The 16,650-nt window shown below is 68.5% G+C and carries 16 protein-coding genes; all 16 read right to left on the bottom strand.

What is annotated here, in order from left to right:
- Positions 1 to 34 precede the first annotated feature (34 nt).
- Positions 35 to 2,761: a DEAD/DEAH box helicase gene (locus NQV15_RS09510; protein WP_232399583.1), complete on the bottom strand. Its 2,727-nt coding sequence runs from the start codon at positions 2,759 to 2,761 to the stop codon at positions 35 to 37.
- Between the two features lie 47 nt (positions 2,762 to 2,808).
- Entirely contained in the window at positions 2,809 to 3,654 is an 846-nt protein-coding gene (tatC, locus tag NQV15_RS09505) for a twin-arginine translocase subunit TatC (protein ID WP_232399582.1), read from the bottom strand.
- Positions 3,655 to 3,657: 3 nt separating this feature from the next.
- Positions 3,658 to 3,891, bottom strand: coding sequence for a Sec-independent protein translocase subunit TatA (gene tatA, locus NQV15_RS09500; protein WP_249372828.1), 234 nt, complete (start codon positions 3,889 to 3,891; stop codon positions 3,658 to 3,660).
- Entirely contained in the window at positions 3,888 to 4,865 is a 978-nt protein-coding gene (locus tag NQV15_RS09495; protein WP_232399580.1) for a helix-turn-helix transcriptional regulator, read from the bottom strand. Before NQV15_RS09495 ends, tatA begins: the two co-directional genes overlap by 4 nt.
- On the bottom strand, positions 4,862 to 5,830 hold the full coding sequence (locus NQV15_RS09490) for a helix-turn-helix transcriptional regulator (protein ID WP_232399579.1): 969 nt from the start codon (positions 5,828 to 5,830) through the stop codon (positions 4,862 to 4,864). Before NQV15_RS09490 ends, NQV15_RS09495 begins: the two co-directional genes overlap by 4 nt.
- Positions 5,831 to 5,842: 12 nt before the next feature.
- A complete protein-coding gene (locus tag NQV15_RS09485) occupies positions 5,843 to 6,754 on the bottom strand; it encodes an FKBP-type peptidyl-prolyl cis-trans isomerase (RefSeq protein WP_257125035.1) in 912 nt (303 codons plus the stop codon).
- A 72-nt stretch (positions 6,755 to 6,826) separates the two neighbouring features.
- Complete coding sequence (gene pafA / locus NQV15_RS09480; RefSeq protein ID WP_232399577.1) at positions 6,827 to 8,188, bottom strand: Pup--protein ligase; 1,362 nt, start codon at positions 8,186 to 8,188, stop codon at positions 6,827 to 6,829.
- 75 nt (positions 8,189 to 8,263) lie between these two features.
- On the bottom strand, positions 8,264 to 8,965 hold the full coding sequence (gene prcA / locus NQV15_RS09475; protein WP_232399576.1) for a proteasome subunit alpha: 702 nt from the start codon (positions 8,963 to 8,965) through the stop codon (positions 8,264 to 8,266).
- A gap of 29 nt (positions 8,966 to 8,994) precedes the next feature.
- Positions 8,995 to 9,816, bottom strand: coding sequence for a proteasome subunit beta (prcB, locus tag NQV15_RS09470; RefSeq protein ID WP_232399813.1), 822 nt, complete (start codon positions 9,814 to 9,816; stop codon positions 8,995 to 8,997).
- Complete coding sequence (locus tag NQV15_RS09465) at positions 9,816 to 10,013, bottom strand: ubiquitin-like protein Pup (protein WP_232399575.1); 198 nt, start codon at positions 10,011 to 10,013, stop codon at positions 9,816 to 9,818. The genes prcB and NQV15_RS09465 overlap by 1 nt, the downstream gene beginning before the upstream one ends.
- Positions 10,014 to 10,090: 77 nt before the next feature.
- Positions 10,091 to 11,593 (bottom strand): depupylase/deamidase Dop, encoded by a 1,503-nt coding sequence (gene dop, locus NQV15_RS09460; RefSeq protein WP_232399574.1) that lies wholly within the window; start codon positions 11,591 to 11,593, stop codon positions 10,091 to 10,093.
- A gap of 9 nt (positions 11,594 to 11,602) precedes the next feature.
- Entirely contained in the window at positions 11,603 to 12,445 is an 843-nt protein-coding gene (locus tag NQV15_RS09455) for a hypothetical protein (protein ID WP_232399573.1), read from the bottom strand.
- Positions 12,442 to 12,864: a GNAT family N-acetyltransferase gene (locus NQV15_RS09450; protein ID WP_255669959.1), complete on the bottom strand. Its 423-nt coding sequence runs from the start codon at positions 12,862 to 12,864 to the stop codon at positions 12,442 to 12,444. The genes NQV15_RS09455 and NQV15_RS09450 overlap by 4 nt, the downstream gene beginning before the upstream one ends.
- A gap of 59 nt (positions 12,865 to 12,923) precedes the next feature.
- Entirely contained in the window at positions 12,924 to 14,636 is a 1,713-nt protein-coding gene (gene arc, locus NQV15_RS09445; protein ID WP_404801331.1) for a proteasome ATPase, read from the bottom strand.
- 136 nt (positions 14,637 to 14,772) lie between these two features.
- Positions 14,773 to 15,672, bottom strand: coding sequence for a tRNA (adenine-N1)-methyltransferase (locus NQV15_RS09440; protein ID WP_232399570.1), 900 nt, complete (start codon positions 15,670 to 15,672; stop codon positions 14,773 to 14,775).
- Positions 15,669 to 16,604, bottom strand: coding sequence for a site-2 protease family protein (locus NQV15_RS09435; RefSeq protein ID WP_232399569.1), 936 nt, complete (start codon positions 16,602 to 16,604; stop codon positions 15,669 to 15,671). The genes NQV15_RS09440 and NQV15_RS09435 overlap by 4 nt, the downstream gene beginning before the upstream one ends.
- Between the last annotated feature and the right edge of the window lie 46 nt (positions 16,605 to 16,650).

Below are 16,650 nucleotides of genomic sequence, written 5' to 3'. Positions count from 1 at the left end.
CGCGCGTCGGTAAAAACGTCAGGGCCAGCGGGGCTCAGGCGGAGATGCTGGTGTAGCTGACGACGCCGTGCCGCAGCAGGTCCAGTGCTTCGCGAGCGGTGTCGCGCACCGGGCCGGGCCCGGCGGCGTCGGCGATCTGGGCCACGACGTCGATCAGCTGCTTCATCGCACGGACGAAGTCGCCGGCCGCCAGGTCCATCTCGCCGAGGACGTCGTCCAGGCTCGCATCCTGGCACCACTGCCAGACCGCCTGCGCGAAGCCGAAGTCGGGCTGGCGCAGGAACCTGACCCGGTGCTCACGCTCGAGCCGTTGCAGATCGGTGCACAGGCCGGCCATCGTGGCTGCCACCTCGCGCACCTGCTGGGTCGGCAGGCGCGGCGCAACCGGCTCGTCGGCGAGGCGTGAGGTGAAGGTCAGTCCGCTCACGGCCGCCGCCAGCTCGGCGGCGTCGAGGTCCTGCCACACCTGGCGGCGCAGGCACTCGCTGACCAGGAGGTCCAGATCGCTGTAGAGCCTCTTGAGCTTCTTGCCGTCGCTGGTGACCTCGTCGCCGTCCAGGTAGCCCAGGACGTCGAGCACCTCGCAGACCCGGTCGAACTGGCGGGCCACGGTGTTGGTCCGCTGCTCGATACGTCCGCGCTGGTTCTGGGTCTCCCGCTCCAGCTTGAGGTACCGCTCGGCCCATCGCGCGTGCTTCTCACGGTCGGGGCACTGGTGGCACGGGTGGTGACGCAGCTTGTCGCGGATGGCAGCGATCCGCGGGTCCTCGCGCGTCGTCTGGTGACGCTGTCGCTTCTCCTGCTGCCACGAGACGCCATGGGCGCGCTCGCGCAGTGCCGAGGCCAGGTCACGACGGGCCTGCGGGTTGCGGGCGTTGAACGACTTGGGGATGCGCATCGTCGTCAGCGGCTCGACGGGCGTGGGGAAGTCGATCATCGCGAGCCGCCGCGCGTGCCGGTTGGCGGTCAGCACCATCGGGCGGGGGCCCTCGCTGTCGGTGACCCGACCCGGATCGAGCACGACCGCCAGGCCGGCGAACTTGCCCACCGGCACGTGAATGACATCGCCGGGCTTGAGCCGGACGAGGGAGCTGATGACGTCCTCACGCTCGGCCTGACGGCGCGCCTTCGAGCCCGAGGCCTCGATGTCGGTCAGCTCGCGTCGCAGCGAGGCGTACTCCATGAAGTCGCCGAGCTCGCAGACGACGTTCTCGCGGTAGCCCTCGAGGGTGTCATCGGCCTTGCGGATGTTGCGGGCCAACCCGACGACGGCGCGATCGGCCTGGAACTGGGCGAAGGACTGCTCCAGCAGCTCACGGGCCACGACGCGTCCCACCTGACCGACCAGGTTGACCGCCATGTTGTAGGAGGGGTGGAAGGACGAGTTGAGCGGGTAGGTGCGGGTGCTGGCCAGACCCGCGACCTGCTTGGGGTCCAGGCCCTGCTGCCACAGCACGACACCGTGGCCCTCCACGTCGATGCCGCGGCGGCCGGCGCGGCCGGTCAGCTGGGTGTACTCCCCCGGCGTGATGTTGGCGTGCGTCTCGCCGTTCCACTTCGACAGCTTCTCGATCACGACCGACCGCGCGGGCATGTTGATGCCGAGGGCAAGGGTCTCGGTGGCGAAGATGACCTTGACCAGCCCGTTGCTGAACAGGTCCTCGACGCACTCCTTGAAGGTCGGCAGCATGCCCGCGTGGTGGGCGGCGATGCCGCGCACGAGCCCCTCGCGGAAGTCGTGGAAGCCGAGGACGTGCAGGTCCTCCTCGGGCAGGTGTGAGCACGCCGTGTCGACGAAGGCCCTGATCTGGTCCTGTTCCTCCGGGGTGGTCAGCGTCAGGCGGGCATCCATGCACTGCTGGACGGCGGCGGCGCACCCGGCGCGGCTGAACACGAAGGTGATTGCGGGCAGCAGCCCTTCGGCGTCCAGGCGCTCAACCACGTCGACGCGGCTCGGCGTGCGGTTGGGGCTGCGTGGTCGCCGGCCGCCCTTGGCCTTGTGGCCTTTCATCATCCGGCCGAGCTGCCAGTCCTCGCGCGCGAGGCGTTCCAGCGCCTTGTTGACCTCCACGCCGCTGTCGTCCGAGCTGGGCTCGAACAGCGGGTACATCCGGCGGCCCACCATGACGTGCTGGTACAGCGGGATGGGACGGCGCTCCTCGACGATCGTGACGGTGTCGCCGCGCACCGCGGTGAGCCAGTCGCCGAACTCCTCGGCGTTGGAGACCGTCGCCGACAGCGCCACGACCGACACCGACTCGGGCAGGTGGATGATGACCTCCTCCCAGACCGCGCCGCGGGTGCGGTCGGCGAGGTAGTGCACCTCGTCCATCACGACGTAGCCGAGCGTGTCGAGCGTGCGGGATCCGGCGTACAGCATGTTGCGCAGGACCTCGGTCGTCATGACGACGATCGGCGCCTCGCCGTTGATGGTGTTGTCACCGGTCAGCAGGCCGACGTTGTCGGCGCCGTAGCGCTCGACCAGATCGGAGAACTTCTGGTTGGACAGCGCCTTGATGGGCGTCGTGTAGAAGCACTTGCGGCCGGTCTGCAGGGCCAGGTGGACGGCGAACTCGCCCACCAGGGTCTTGCCGGAGCCGGTCGGTGCGGCGACGAGGACGCCGTGACCGTCCTCGACGACCTTGCAGGCCTCGACCTGGAAGCCGTCGAGACCGAAGTCGTAGAGACCCCGGAACTCCGCCAGGTGGGGGTACTGCCGGGAGGCCCGGGTCTGTGCATACTTCTCCGCCGGACTCGTCATGCCTCCAGCCTACGTGCGGCACCGGATCGCTGGGCTCCGCGGCGGCCTCAGTCGTCGAGCGGGGCGGGTCCGTCGAGGGGCGCGGCCTGGTCGTCGGCCAGGTCCGTCGGTGCCGCCTTGCCCCGCCGGCGATCGGTGAGCTTGGCGATCAGCTCGGAGATCAGGTACAGGACGGTCATCGGCACGGCCAGGAACAGCATCGTCAGCGGATCGGTGCTCGGCGTGGCGATGGCGGCGAACACGAAGATGCCGATGACTGTCCACGGCCGGGCGCCGGCCAGCTGCTTGGCACTGACCAGTCCCAGCCGGTTCAGCATCACCACGACCAGCGGGATCTGCGCGGCCACGCCGAACACGAGGACCGTGCGGATCACGAAGTTCAGGTAGTCGCCCAGCGACAGCAGGACGTTGACGGAGTCGGGGGCGAAGCTGATCAGCACCTCGATGCCCTTGGGGAGCACCAGGTACCCGAGCACCACGCCGCCGATGAACAGCGGAGCGCCGGTGAGCGCCAGCAAAAGCGCCCAGCGCTTCTCGTTGCGGTGCAGGGCCGGGAGGATGAACGCCCAGATCTGCCACATCCAGATCGGGGAAGAGATCACCAGGCCGATGGCCAGGGACAGCTTCAGGCGGAAGCTGAAGGCCGAACCGACCCCACCGTTCAGCACCAGCTCGGCATTGAAGCCCCGGCGGTCCAGCAGCGGCTTGATGCCGTCCACATAAGGCTGCTTGATGAAGTCGAAGGCCTCCGGATAGATGATCCAGCCCACGACGGTGCCGAGCAGGACGGCGGCGACGCCGATCGTCAGCCGGTTGCGCAGCTCGCGCAGATGATCCATCAGCGGCATCGCGCCGCCCGGTGCGGGGGCAGGCTTGCCGCTTCTCAGCGCCAAGCGTCAGCCCTGTTCGGGCTTCTTGTCCCGCTCAGCAGCCTCGACGGTCTCGAGCGAGGCAGGCTTGGGAGTCTGGTCGTCGTCGTCATCGTGCATCGCCTTGACCTCGGTCTTGAAGATGCGCAGCGCCTTGCCTGAGCCACGGGCGAGCTCGGGCAGCTTCTTGCCGCCGAACAAGAGCAGCACGACTCCGAGGATGATCAAGATCTCGGTGGGACCGATCTGACGGAACATCATGACTCCTTATGGGGCGTGGCACTGTCATCGTACGCCGCCAGTGCCAGCCGCGCGTCATCCACCACCTGGGTGCGAAGGTGCTCCGGCGAGATGACGGTGATCGAGCCGGCGTTGCGCAGGACGAGGCGGCGCAGCCAGGACCAGTCGGCGCCGTAGAGCTTGGCCCGCCAGACGCCGTCATCGCGCTGCTCGAGCAGGTCGACCTGGTAGTACTCGGTCAGCCAGTGCGCGCGCGGGTGCAGGTCGACCAGCGCGAACGGGGTCTGCTCCCCCACGGTGAAGAACCCGTCGGACAGGTCTCGGGGCTGGGCGTCGTGCTCCTGCGCGTCGACGGGCAGCACCCGCGCCGACACGATGCGGTCGAGCCGGAAGAACCGCAGGTCCTCGGCCTTCAGGCACCACGCCTCGAGGTACAGCTTGCCCTGCTCGGTGATCAGCCGGCGGGGGTCGACGTCACGGACCGACTGCTCGTCACGCGACGCGGTGGCGTAGGTCAGCTCGAGGCGCTTGGCGCCGGTCAGGGCCTCCACGATCGTCTCGTGGATGGCCGGGTCGACCTCGTCGAGCACGACGTCGACCTGCGGGGAGACCGTGTCACCGACCGCGCTCTCCAGCTTGGCCAGCGCGCTGTCGATGACGGTGAGCTCCAGCCCGCTGGCGGACGCTCGCAGGGTGCGCAGCGCCACGATCAGGGCGACGCCCTCGCGGGCGCTGATGCGCAGCGGGCGGGTCATGAACTCCGCGTCGCGGATGTGCACGATGCCGTCGCGCTCCAGCGCGGTGAGGTCGAAGTCGATCAGCTCGCCGGCGTACTCGCCGGTGCCGGTGTACATGAGCAGGCGCAGGTCGTCGCGGATGACCTTGGGGCTGACGCCGAACTCGGCGGCCACCTCGTTGACCGGGACGCCGTCATTGCCCTGCAGGTACGGCACGAGCGCGAGCATGCGCACGACCTGCTGCCTGGACCTGCTCATGCCGGGTCCAGCTGTCCGTTGACGGCGGCGCGGAGGCGTTGGACCACGGTGTCGCGCACGTCCGGGGGCGAGATCACGACGACGTCCGGGCCGTACGACGCGACCTCGGAGGCCAGCTCCCAGCGCGAGGAGTAGCGGATCTCGACCTCGTCGACGCCATCGCCGACCGGGGTGATCTTCTCGGCGAGCCGGCGCAGTCCCAGCCCTCGTCCGGCACGGATGCGCAGGACGGCCGCCTCCTGCGGAGGCGCCGGGAAGAGCTCCCGGGCGACGTCCTTCATGTCGATGCCCTCGGGGATCTCGTACGAGCCGGCCGGTCCGTCGGGCGTCACGTCACCGGTGATGCGGGAGAGCCGGAACAGGCGTGACTCGCCGCGATCCAGATCGAGCCCGCCGACGTACCACCGGTCGTGCCACGAGACGATGCCCCACGGCTGCAGGTGCCGCTGCATGGGCTCCTGCCCCAGGCGGGTGTAGGTGAACGTCACCGGGACGCGGCGGGTCACGGCGTCCCACATGGCGTCGAACGACGGCTCGTCGGTCGACAGCTTGGGTTCGGCCATCCGCAGGACGCTGGTGTCGACGTCCACCCCGATCGCCTTGAGCTTGACCAGGGCGGTCGTGGACTCGCTGGCCAGTCCGGCGTGCTCCCACACCTGGGTGGCCAGGCCGATCACGGCGGCCTCTTCGCGGGTGAGCTCCAGATCGGGCAGCTCGGCCTCGTCGCGGCGGATGCGGTACCCGGGCTCGTCGTTGAAGTACTTGTCGATCGAGCCCATCTCGACGTTGATGCCCATCTCGCGCAGCTCTTCCTTGTCGCGCTCGAACTTGCGCTCGAAGGCCTGCGGGGTCGACTCGCGGTAGTCGGCGATCGACTCTCGGATCTGTTCCTTCGTCAGGTACTGGCGACTGACCAACAAGGCGAAGATGAGGTTCATCAACCTCTCGGTCTTGCGTTCGGCCATGGGGTGAGCCTGTCAGTACGCGGCGAGCAAGTCGACCACGTAGATCAGCGTGTCGCCGCCCTTGATGGATGCGTCCTCGCGGCCCCCGTCGCCGTAGGCCTTGTCGGCCGGGCAGGTCAGGACGACGCGGCTGCCGATCTTCTGCCCGATCAGCAGATCGGTCCAGCACGCGATGACGTTGCCCTCCGCCAGGACGATCGGCTGCTGCGGGCCCGTGCTCCACGTCTCGCCGAAGATCTTGTCGGAGCCGTAGATCTGGCCGACGTAGTTGGCCATGACGCTCTGGCCGGACGTGATCGCGGCGCCGGTGCCCTGGTTGACGACGTGGATGCTCTCGCGGGTCTGCTTCTTGGCCATGTCGGCGGTGTTCTTGAAACCGGTCGGGTGTCCCTTGTCGTCCAGCTGCAGGGACGGCAGCGACTTCGGCAGTGCCTTGGCCTTGCCCTCGGGGAACTTGCCTTCGATGTCGAACAGGAACACCATCGTGTCGCCGGTCTTGAGGTCGTACTGTGCCTGGTCCTGGCCGAAGCCGTCCTCGGGGGCGATCGCGACGAGCACCCGGGTTCCGACCTTCTGCCCGACCAGGCCCTTGATGATGCCGGCAGTGGTCGTGCTCGAGCCGAGCGTCACCGCAGGGGTCGTACCGGAGGCGAACGAGGTGTCGAACTGCTTGCCGGTACGTCCGTTGACGGCCACGTAGTTGGCCTGCACCGTGTCACCGGCGTGGACGACGTCGCCCTCGCCCTGCGTCAACACCTTGGTGTCGGTCTCGTCGACGGCGAACTTTTTGGGGACGCTGACCTTCGGTGTGTCGCCATCGCTCACCGTGATGTCGTCGAAGCTGCCGGTCGTTGCGCTGCCATTGCCACCGCACCCGGCCAGGAAGATCGTTGCCGCCACGGATGCCAGGAGAATGCGACGCACGTGGAACGACCTTCGGGGTGGAGAGCAGAACGGCACCATGCTACTGACCGCGGCAAAAGCAGGGCGTGCGGCTCACATGCCGTCGATGAGCCTCTGGACCCGCTCGTCGTGGGACCGGAACGGGTCCTTGCACAGGACGGTGCGCTGGGCCTGGTCGTTGAGCTTGAGGTGGACCCAGTCGACGGTGAAGTCGCGTCGCCGCTCCTGGGCCCGCTTGATGAAGTCGCCCCGCAACCGGGCGCGGGTGGTCTGCGGCGGCACCGACTTCGCGGTGAACACGTCCAAGTCGTTCGTGACGCGGGCGACCGCGCCCTTGTTCTCCAGCAGGTAGAAGATGCCGCGGTCGCGGCGGATGTCGTGATAGGCCAGGTCGAGCTGGGCGATGCGTGGATCGCTCCACTCGAGGTCGTTCTTGGTGCGGTACCGGTCGAGCAGCTTGTACTTGATGACCCAGTCGACCTCCCGCTCCACGAGCGACAGGTCCTCGGACTCGACGGCCTTCAACGTCCGCTCCCACAGGTCGAGGGCTCGGGTGATGGTCGGCGTGTGCAGGCCGTTCTTGTCCACGAACTCGGCGGCCCGGCCGAAGTACTCGGCCTGGATCTCCAGGGCCGACAGCTCGCGGCCGTTGGCCAGCTGCACCTTGCGGCGCCCGGTCATGTCGTGGGCGATCTCGCGGATCGCACGGATCGGGTTGTCGAGGGTCATGTCGCGCATCGGCACGCCGGCCTCGATCATCCGCAGGACGAGATCGGTCGTGGCGACCTTGAGCAGCGTCGTGGTCTCGCTCATGTTGGAGTCGCCGACGATGACGTGCAGGCGGCGGAACCGCTCGGCATCGGCATGCGGCTCGTCCCGCGTGTTGATGATCGGGCGCGAACGGGTCGTGGCGCTGGAGACGCCCTCCCAGATGTGCTCGGCGCGCTGGCTGACCGAGAAGATCGTGCCGCGCGGCGTCTGCTGGATCTTGCCGGCGCCGGCGATGATCTGCCGGGTCACCAGGAACGGGATCAGGATGTCGGCGAGGCGGCTGAACTCGCCTTGCCGGCTGACCAGGTAGTTCTCGTGGCAGCCGTAGGAGTTGCCGGCCGAGTCCGTGTTGTTCTTGAACAGGTAGATGTCGCCCTCGACGCCGTCGTCGGCCAGACGCTGCTGGGCGTCGACCATCAGGCCCTCGAGGATCCGCTCCCCCGCCCGGTCGTGCGTGACCAGGTCGACCAGGTCGTCGCACTCGGGCGTCGCGTACTCCGGGTGGCTGCCGACGTCGAGGTACAGCCGGGCACCGTTGCGCAGGAACACGTTGCTGCTGCGTCCCCACGACACGACCCGACGGAACAGGTAGCGCGCGACCTCGTCGGGCGACAGGCGGCGCTGACCCTTGAACGAGCACGTGACGCCGTACTCATTCTCGATACCGAAGATCCGTCGGTCCATGTGTTCACACTAGTCCGGACGGGCCAAACGTGTGGGATGACGCACATCGCCGCGGCACCGCCGCTGGCGTGCCCGTCAGGGCTGTGAACCGAGTGCCGCCACGACGTCGGCGTCGGTGAGGCGCTTGAACTTGCGAGGCTGCGGACGGCTGCGGCTGAGGGTGGCGATCTCCAGCACCGAGGCCTCGACGGTGCGGGCGGGGTCGGTGTCCTGCCCCAGGGCGGTCACGGCGAGCTTGATCGCGTTGGACAGGTCGAGCGAGGGCGAGTAGTGCTCGCCGAGATAGGCCTCGACCTTCTCGCTCTGCCCGCCCATGACGCCGAAGCTCTGGACGTCGGCGACCGAGCCGTCGTACATCAGCCGGTACACCTGGTCATGGGCGGCGTCCTCGCCGAGCTCACCGACGAAGATCTCGACCTCGTACGGCTTCTCGCCGCCCGAGGAGAAGATCGTGCCGAGCGTCTGGGCGTAGGCATTGGCCAGTCCGCGGGCCGTGACGTCGCGCCGGTCGTACGCGTAGCCGCGCATGTCGGCCAGGCGCACCCCGGCGATGCGCAGGTTCTCGAACTCGTTGTAGCGGCCGACCGCAGCGAAGCCGATGCGGTCGTAGATCTCGCTGATCTTGTGCAGGGCCTGCGACGGGTTCTCCGCGACGAAGACGATCCCGTCGGCGTAGTGCACGACGACCACACTGCGGCCACGGGTGATGCCCTTCCGGGCGAAATCGGCCCGGTCCTTCATGAGCTGCTCGGGCGAGACGTAGAACGGCTGGGTCATCGGGTTCCTCTCACGGGGTGCCTACGTCGTCAGTTCAGGGGGGCGGATGGGCCGTCGGGGCGCTCCAGGCGGCCACCGATGACGTCGTCGGCGATCGCGCCGACCTCCTCGTCGGCGAGGCGACGGTAGCCATCACTGGTCACGACCGCGACCACCGGGAAGATGCGCCGGGTCAGGTCCGGTCCGCCGGTGGCCGAGTCGTCGTCCGCGGCGTCGTACAGGGCCTGGATGGCCGCGGTCACGCAGTCGCCCTCGGTCAGGCCGCGGCTGTAGAGCTTCTTGAGCGAGCCGCGGGCGAACACCGAGCCGGAGCCGACCGAGTGGAAGCCGCTGTGCTCCTCGTAGCGTCCGCCGGTCACGTCGTAGGAGAAGATGCGCCCCCGCTGCGTCTCACGATCGAACCCGGCGAACAGCGGCACGACGGCGAGGCCCTGCATCGCGAGCCCGAGATTGCCGCGGATCAGGGCAGCGAGCCGATTGGCCTTGCCGTCGGCGGACAGCACGATGCCCTCGATCTTCTCGTAGTGCTCGAGCTCGACCTGGAACAGCCGGACCATCTCGATCGCCAGGCCGGCGCTGCCGGCGATGCCGATGCACGAGTACTCATCGGCCGGGAAGACCTTCTCGATGTCGCGCTGGGCGATGACGTTGCCCATCGTGGCGCGCCGGTCGCCGGCCATCACGACGCCGCCGTCGAACGTGGCGGCCACGATCGTGGTGGCGTGCGGGGCCAGGTCGGACGGGGTGCCGGCGCTGCGCGAGGCTGCTCCCGGCATGAGCTCGGGGGCGGTGCTGGCCAGGTAGTCGGCGAAGGACGAGGAGCCGGTCAGGCGGGTGCCCTCAGGCAGCATCACTGGCCGCCCTTCTGCACGAAGCTGCGAACGAACTCCTCGGCGTTCTCCTCGAGCACGTCGTCGATCTCGTCGAGGATCGAGTCGACGTCGTCATCGAGCTTGACCTTGGCCTCGGTGTCGACCTCGGTCGTGTCTGCCTGAGCCTCATCGGCCTCGGCTGGCTTGCGGGTGCTCTTGTGCTGCTGCTCTGACATGTCCCAACACTAGCCCCACCACGCCCAAACAGGGGGTGAGTCGAGCCATCCGCGCCGCGACGGAGCCGCCTGTGCGCCTAGCGTCCGGTGATGGCCGAGAACAGCTCTGCGGCCGTGCTGCTGGACTCGAACAGGGCCCGGACGTGCTCCTCGGTGCCGCGCAGCGGCTCCATCGTCGGGATGCGCTGCAGCGAGTCGTGACCGGGCAGGTCGAAGATCACCGAGTCCCACGAGGCGGCCGCGATGTCCTGGCTGAACCTGGCCAGGCACATGCCGCGGAAGTACGCCCGGGTGTCGTGGGGCGGCTCGACCACGGCGGCCGCGATCTGGTCCTCGGTGAGCAGCCGGTCCATGCGCCCGGTGCGGACGAGCTGGTGGTAGAGCCCCTTGTGCAGCCGGATGTCGTGGTACTGCAGGTCGACCAGGTGCAGCTTGGCGTGGTCCCAGTCGAGGTTGTCGCGCTCGCGGTACCGCTCGAGCAACGCCAGCTTGGCGACCCAGTCCAGCTCGCGGACGCACTCCATCGGATCGCGCCCCAGGCGTTCCAGCACGCTCTCCCAGCGGCGGATGACGTCATCGGTCTGCTCGTCGGACCCCTCCCGCGCGACGAAGGCCTTCGCGAGCTCGAGGTACTCCCCCTGCAGCTCCAGCGCGGTGGCGGTGCGGCCGTCCGCCAGCACGACCTTGTGTGTCAGGGACGGGTCGTGGGAGATGTCGTGGACGGCCGTGACCGGCGCCGCCAACGCCATGCTGCGGGTGATGAACCCGGCCTCGATCATGGCCAGCACCAACGAGGTGGTGCCGTGCTTGAGGTAGATCGCGGTCTCGGAACAATTGGCGTCGCCGATGATGACGTGCAGCCGCCGGTACTTCTTGGGATCGGCGTGCGGCTCGTCCCGGGTGTTGATGATGGGACGCTTCAGGGTCGTCTCCAGCCCGACGCCGACCTCGAAGTAGTCGGCGCGCTGGCTGATCTGGAAGGCGTGGACGCTGCCGTCCTGCTCCTGGCCGACCCGGCCGGCGCCGGTGAACACCTGGCGGGTCACGAAGAACGGGGTCAGGTGCTCCACGATCTTGTCGAACGGGACGTCCCGGCGCATGAGGTAGTTCTCGTGGGAGCCGTAGGACGCGCCCTTGTTGTCCACGTTGTTCTTGTACAGCACGATCGGCTGCGAGCCGGGGATCTGTGCCGCCAGCTCGGCCCCCAGCCGCATGACGTTCTCGCCGGCCTTCTCCCACCGGACGACGTCCAGCGGGTTGGTGACCTCGGGGCTGGAGTACTCCGGATGGGCGTGGTCGACGTACAGGCGCGCGCCATTGGTCAAGATGATGTTGGCCAGGCCCATGTCCTCGTCGGTCAGCTGCGAGGGGTCGGCGACGTCACGGCTGAGGTCGAAGCCTCGGGCATCGCGCAGCGGGCTCTCCTCCTCGAAGTCCCAGCGTGCCCGCCGGGTCAGACCGTGGGCGGCGGCGTAGGAGTTCACGACGTGCGTGGAGGCGACCATGGGGTTGGCATGCGGCTGCCCCTGCACGGCGATGCCGTACTCGACCTCGCTGCCCTGGACACGACGAACTGTCATGACGTCACACTACGGGCCGGTGTCACGTGGTGGGCGGGGTCCGTCGTCCCAGAGCTCATCGGTCTGCACGAGCCAGAACGCCGCGAACAGCGCGATCACGACCACCTCGGCGGCGAGCAGGCCCGCCTCGAAGCCGAACCATCGTGCGACGATCAGGCCGCCGCCCAGCACGATCATCGCGGTGAGCACGACCAGGTAGCGGCGTGACAAGGTGCGGCGGTCGTCGCGGGACCGGCACTCCCACGCATTGAGGGCGACCACGGCCACGACGCTCGCGAACAGCCCGATCGCCGCGGTGTTGTGGACGTGGGCGATGAAGCCGTCCCTCCACGCGACGAACCACACGACACCCGTCAGCAGCAGCGCCGCGGTCACCAGCAGACCCGACCGGTGCCTGCGGGTCATCGGAGACAGCTGGCCTCGGCGCTGGGCCACCAGCGCCGCGACGATCACGCCGACCGCCCCGGCCAGCAGTGCCGACCACACGTTGTTGTCGACGCGTGCCGCCACGTCGAGGTCGTTGAGCGGCGATGCCGTGCACCTGGCGCGCTCGGACGTCGGCACCAGCCCGACCACCACGGCCAGCATGCCGCCGATGGCCAGGGCGAGGTCCTCGGCCCCATCGGCGGCCTTGATCACGATCATGCAGACGCCCAGCGCGCCCAGCGACGCGGTGAACACGCCCTGCACCGGGGTGAAGTAGTAGGCACTGATGGTCGTCTCGAAGCACCTCGTGCCGTCCGCCAGCCGCTCGCGCAGCACTGCGGTGAGCAGCAGCACGACCAGCACGACCATGGCCAGGCGCAGGAACCGGTACGTCTCGACGCTGCGGCCGGGACGCGGATCGGTCATGGCACCAGGGACTTGGCCAGGTGGACGCTGTCGTCGTAGTCGGCGTAGAAACCGAACGCCGGGACGTCGACATAGCCCTGCGACGTGTACAACGCGATCGCCTCGGGCTGGGCGGTACCGGTCTCCAGCACGAGCCGGGAGATGCCCGCATCGGATGCGCTGCGCTCCAGCTCGGCCAGGATCCGGCGTGCCAGACCCCGGCGGGCGAAGGCCGGTCGCACGTACATCCGCTTGATCTCGCCGTCGGACTCCCCCGCCGGGCCACCGCGTCGCCACCCGCCCATCCCCGCGGGTACGCCGTCGACGTAGATCATCACGAAGTGCCCACCGGGCGGGTCGAACTGGTGGACGTCGATCGGCGAGGTGTCGCCCTCACCGCCGTAGCGCCGCCGGTACTCGGCCTGGACCTCTGCGGTCAGCAGCTGGGCGTCGTCACTGGCATAGCTGACGACACGCAGATCGGCCGCGTGCTGCGTGCTCAGAGGTACTGACCGGTGTTGGCGACGGTGTCGATCGAGCGGCCCGGCTCGTTGCCGCTCTTGCCCGAGATCAGGGTGCGGATGAACACGATGCGCTCGCCCTTCTTGCCCGAGATCCGGGCCCAGTCGTCCGGGTTGGTCGTGTTGGGCAGGTCCTCGTTCTCCTTGAACTCGTCCAGGCACGCCTGCAGCATGTGCTGGATCCGCAGCCCGCGCTGCTGGTGCTCCAGCAGGTCCTTGATGGCCATCTTCTTGGCGCGGTCGACGATGTTCTGGATCATGGCGCCGGAGTTGAAGTCCTTGAAGTACAGGACCTCCTTGTCACCATTGGCGTACGTGACCTCCAGGAACTGGTTGTCCTCGGACTCGGTGTACATCCGCTCGACGGTGCGCTGGATCATCCCGTTGACGCACGCGCTGCGGTCGCCATCCCACTCCGCCAGGTCGTCGGCGTGCAGTGGCAGGGTCGACGTCAGGTACTTGCTGAAGATGTCGCGGGCCGACTCGGCGTCGGGGCGCTCGATCTTGATCTTGACGTCGAGGCGACCCGGGCGCAGGATCGCCGGGTCGATCATGTCCTCGCGGTTGGAGGCGCCGATGACCAGGACGTTCTCGAGCCCTTCGACACCGTCGATCTCGCTGAGCAGCTGCGGGACGATCGTGTTCTCGACATCGGAGGAGACGCCCGACCCGCGGGTGCGGAACAGCGAGTCCATCTCGTCGAAGAACACGATGACGGGCGTGCCCTCGCTGGCCTTCTCGCGCGCCCGCTGGAACACCAGGCGGATGTGCCGCTCGGTCTCGCCGACGTACTTGTTGAGCAGCTCGGGACCCTTGATGTTCAGGAAGAACGAACGGCCCTCCTCGCCGGTGCGCTCGGAGACCTTCTTGGCCAGCGATGCGGCGACGGCCTTGGCGATCATGGTCTTGCCACAACCGGGCGGGCCGTACAGCAGGACGCCCTTGGGCGGCTTGAGCTCGTGCTCGATGAAGATCTCGGGGTGCAGATAGGGCAGCTCGACGGCGTCCCGGATCGACTCGATCTGCTGGCGAAGCCCGCCGATGCTGTCGTAGTCGATGTCGGGGACCTCCTCGAGGACCAGCTCCTCGACCTCCGACTTGGGGATCCGCTCGTAGACGTAGCCCGAGCGGCTGTCCAGCAGCAGGGAGTCGCCGGCGCGGATCTTCATGCCGCGCAGCGGCTCGGCCAGCCGCACCACCCGCTCCTCGTCGGCGTTGCCGATCACCAGGGCCCGCTCCCGATCGGCGAGGATCTCCTTGAGGGTGACGATCTCGCCGGTCTGCTCGAACTCCAGCGCGAGCACGACGTTCATCGCCTCGTTGAGGATGAGCTCCTGGCCCTTGCGCAGGGTCTGCTTGTCGACCGCGGGGCTCACGTTGACCCGCAGCTTGCGGCCCCCGGTGAACACGTCGACGGTGTCGTCGTCGTTGAGCTGCAAGAAGGTGCCGAAGCCGGTTGGCGGCTGGGCAAGCCGGTCGACTTCCTCCTTGAGCGTCACGATCTGGTCGCGCGCCTCGCGCAGGGTCGACGTCAGCCGCTCGTTCTGGTTGTTGGTGGCCGCGAGCATCGCCTCGAGCTCGGAGAGGCGGGCGTCGGTGGAGCGTTCGGTACCGAGCCGCCGCCGCAGATGTTCCACCTCCGCGCGCAGGTAGGCGATCTCCTGCTCCGAACCGCTGTTCTGACCGTGCATGCCCGTGGGCTCGTTGTCGCTCATCAGCCACCTCCCGCTCGTAAGCAAAACCCTACCCGCAGGGGGAAGGTCGTGAATGCCTTCTCAAGCACACGAACCCAGTGTCTTGCCGGTCAGGTTGCAGGAACGTCGCCGCTCAGAGCGCCTCGGGTGCCTCCAGCCCGGCAGGACGCGGGCCCTTGTAGTCCGGTCCGTAGGCGCCGGGCGCGGGTCGCCGGGACGTCCCCATCGACCGGTGGCCCGGAGCCATCCGACGTGCGGTGACCAGGAAGGCGGTGTGGCCGTTCATCTTGTGCTGCGGACGGACCGCGAGGCCCTCCAGGTGCCAGTCCCGCTCCAGGGTCTCCCACGCGCGCGGCTCGGTGAACCCGCCGTCTGCGCGAACGGTCTCGACGAACATCGACAGCTGGGTGGTCGTCGCGACGTAGGCGCACACGATGCCTCCCGGCACGAGCCGCTCGGCGGCCAGCGGGATGCAGGTCCACGGATCGACCATGTCCAGGATCAGCCGGTCGATCTCGGTCTCGGTGACGCACTCACGGACGTCGCCGACCGTCAGGGTCCACCCGGGCAGGTCGGTGCCGGCGACCTGGTGGACGTTCTTGCGCACGTTCTCAGCGAATTCTTCGCGCAGCTCGTACGAGCCGAGGGTGCCGGTGGGGCCGATCGCGCGCAGCAGGTACGCCGTGAGGCTGCCCGATCCGGCGCCGGCCTCGACGACCCGGGCGCCGGGATAGATGTCGGCCTGCGCGACGATCTGCGCGGCGTCCTTGGGGTAGATGATCGCGGCACCGCGCGGCATCGACACGACGTACTCGAACAGGAGCGGGCGGAACACCTGGTACGGGTGCTCCATCGACGACTGGATCACGATGCCCTCGGGCTGGCCGATCATGTCGTCGTGCTTGATCTGCCCCTTCTTGGTGGAGAACTCACGGCCCACCTCGAGCTGCACGTTGTGCTTGCGGCCCTTGGGGTCGGTGAGGCGGACCCACTCGCCTTCGGCGAGGGGTCCACTGCGGGTGAAGGAGGTCATCGGCGACTCGATCTGTAGGCATCGTCGACGGCGCGGGACGTGAGCACGCCGTACACGGAGCCATCGGGCTCCGTGAGGGCGTAGGCCTCCGCCGGACGCGCCGCCATGGCCCGGAGGAGGTCGGCGCCACGCAGGTCGGCCGAGAGGGTCTCGGCTCCTGGTGGCGGGGTGGCGCCGGGGAACCCGATGTCACGGGCGACCAGCAAGTTGATGCGCGCGGTCCGCTGGGCGTGGTGCAGCGCGTCGCTGGCACCTTCCCAGAGGAACCACGCCACGAACAGGGCAATGAGCAAGTTGATGGTGGCGTCGCGGGCGTTGCTGAAGGAGAAGGCCGCGAAGACCACCAGGGCGACCGAGGCGAGCCGGCCGATCCAGGCGGCGATCCGCACGCCGGTCGCCTCGTTGCCGGTCAGCTTCCAGACGATGGCGCGGAAGACCCGGCCGCCGTCCAGGGGCAATCCGGGCAGCATGTTGAAGCCGGCCACGATGAAGTTGACCCAGGCGATCGACCAGATGACATCGGCCGTCGTCCCGAGCTCCATCGAGGTGGACGTCACGAATGCGGCCGCCGCGATCAGCAGGGAGGCCAGGGGGCCGACGATCGAGGTGACGAGCTCCTGACCGGGGGTGCGGCTGTCGCCCTCGATGACGGTCTCGCCACCCAGCAGGTGCAGTGTCACCGAGTCGACGCGCATCCGGTAGGCCCGCGCCGCGACGACGTGCGCGATCTCGTGGATCAGCACCGACAGGTACAGCGACACCACGAACACTGTCGCGAGGAGGTACGGGCTGGTGTCGGACCGGTTCTCCCAGCGTGGCGCGAACAGCACGACCAGCACGGCGCCCATGACCAGCAGCGACGGCTTGATCAGCACGTCGACACCGACCACGCGGCCGATGCGCCACGTGCCGGCGCGCTGGGAAGTGGTCACCCGGTCCAATCTATCGGGTGCGCGCGGACGCCCTGACCTGTCGGGC

The organism is Aeromicrobium wangtongii, from assembly GCF_024584515.1.
GTDB classification, from domain to species: domain Bacteria; phylum Actinomycetota; class Actinomycetes; order Propionibacteriales; family Nocardioidaceae; genus Aeromicrobium; species Aeromicrobium wangtongii.
Note: the sequence above shows the minus strand (reverse complement) of the source record. Positions and strands in the feature narration are given on the sequence as shown.

Excerpts from the sequence above, each read along its gene's own strand:
- arc (WP_404801331.1), bottom strand. The coding sequence starts at position 14,636 with ATGCACGGTCAGAACAGCGGTTCGGAGCAGGAGATCGCCTACCTGCGC.
- NQV15_RS09465 (WP_232399575.1), bottom strand. The coding sequence starts at position 10,013 with ATGTCAGAGCAGCAGCACAAGAGCACCCGCAAGCCAGCCGAGGCCGAT.
- NQV15_RS09495 (WP_232399580.1), bottom strand. The coding sequence starts at position 4,865 with ATGAGCAGGTCCAGGCAGCAGGTCGTGCGCATGCTCGCGCTCGTGCCG.
- NQV15_RS09455 (WP_232399573.1), bottom strand. The coding sequence starts at position 12,445 with ATGACCGATCCGCGTCCCGGCCGCAGCGTCGAGACGTACCGGTTCCTG.
- dop (WP_232399574.1), bottom strand. The coding sequence starts at position 11,593 with ATGACAGTTCGTCGTGTCCAGGGCAGCGAGGTCGAGTACGGCATCGCC.
- prcA (WP_232399576.1), bottom strand. The coding sequence starts at position 8,965 with ATGACCCAGCCGTTCTACGTCTCGCCCGAGCAGCTCATGAAGGACCGG.
- NQV15_RS09510 (WP_232399583.1), bottom strand. The coding sequence starts at position 2,761 with ATGACGAGTCCGGCGGAGAAGTATGCACAGACCCGGGCCTCCCGGCAG.
- NQV15_RS09490 (WP_232399579.1), bottom strand. The coding sequence starts at position 5,830 with ATGGCCGAACGCAAGACCGAGAGGTTGATGAACCTCATCTTCGCCTTG.
- tatA (WP_249372828.1), bottom strand. The coding sequence starts at position 3,891 with ATGATGTTCCGTCAGATCGGTCCCACCGAGATCTTGATCATCCTCGGA.
- pafA (WP_232399577.1), bottom strand. The coding sequence starts at position 8,188 with ATGGACCGACGGATCTTCGGTATCGAGAATGAGTACGGCGTCACGTGC.
- NQV15_RS09440 (WP_232399570.1), bottom strand. The coding sequence starts at position 15,672 with ATGACCTCCTTCACCCGCAGTGGACCCCTCGCCGAAGGCGAGTGGGTC.
- prcB (WP_232399813.1), bottom strand. The coding sequence starts at position 9,816 with ATGCTGCCTGAGGGCACCCGCCTGACCGGCTCCTCGTCCTTCGCCGAC.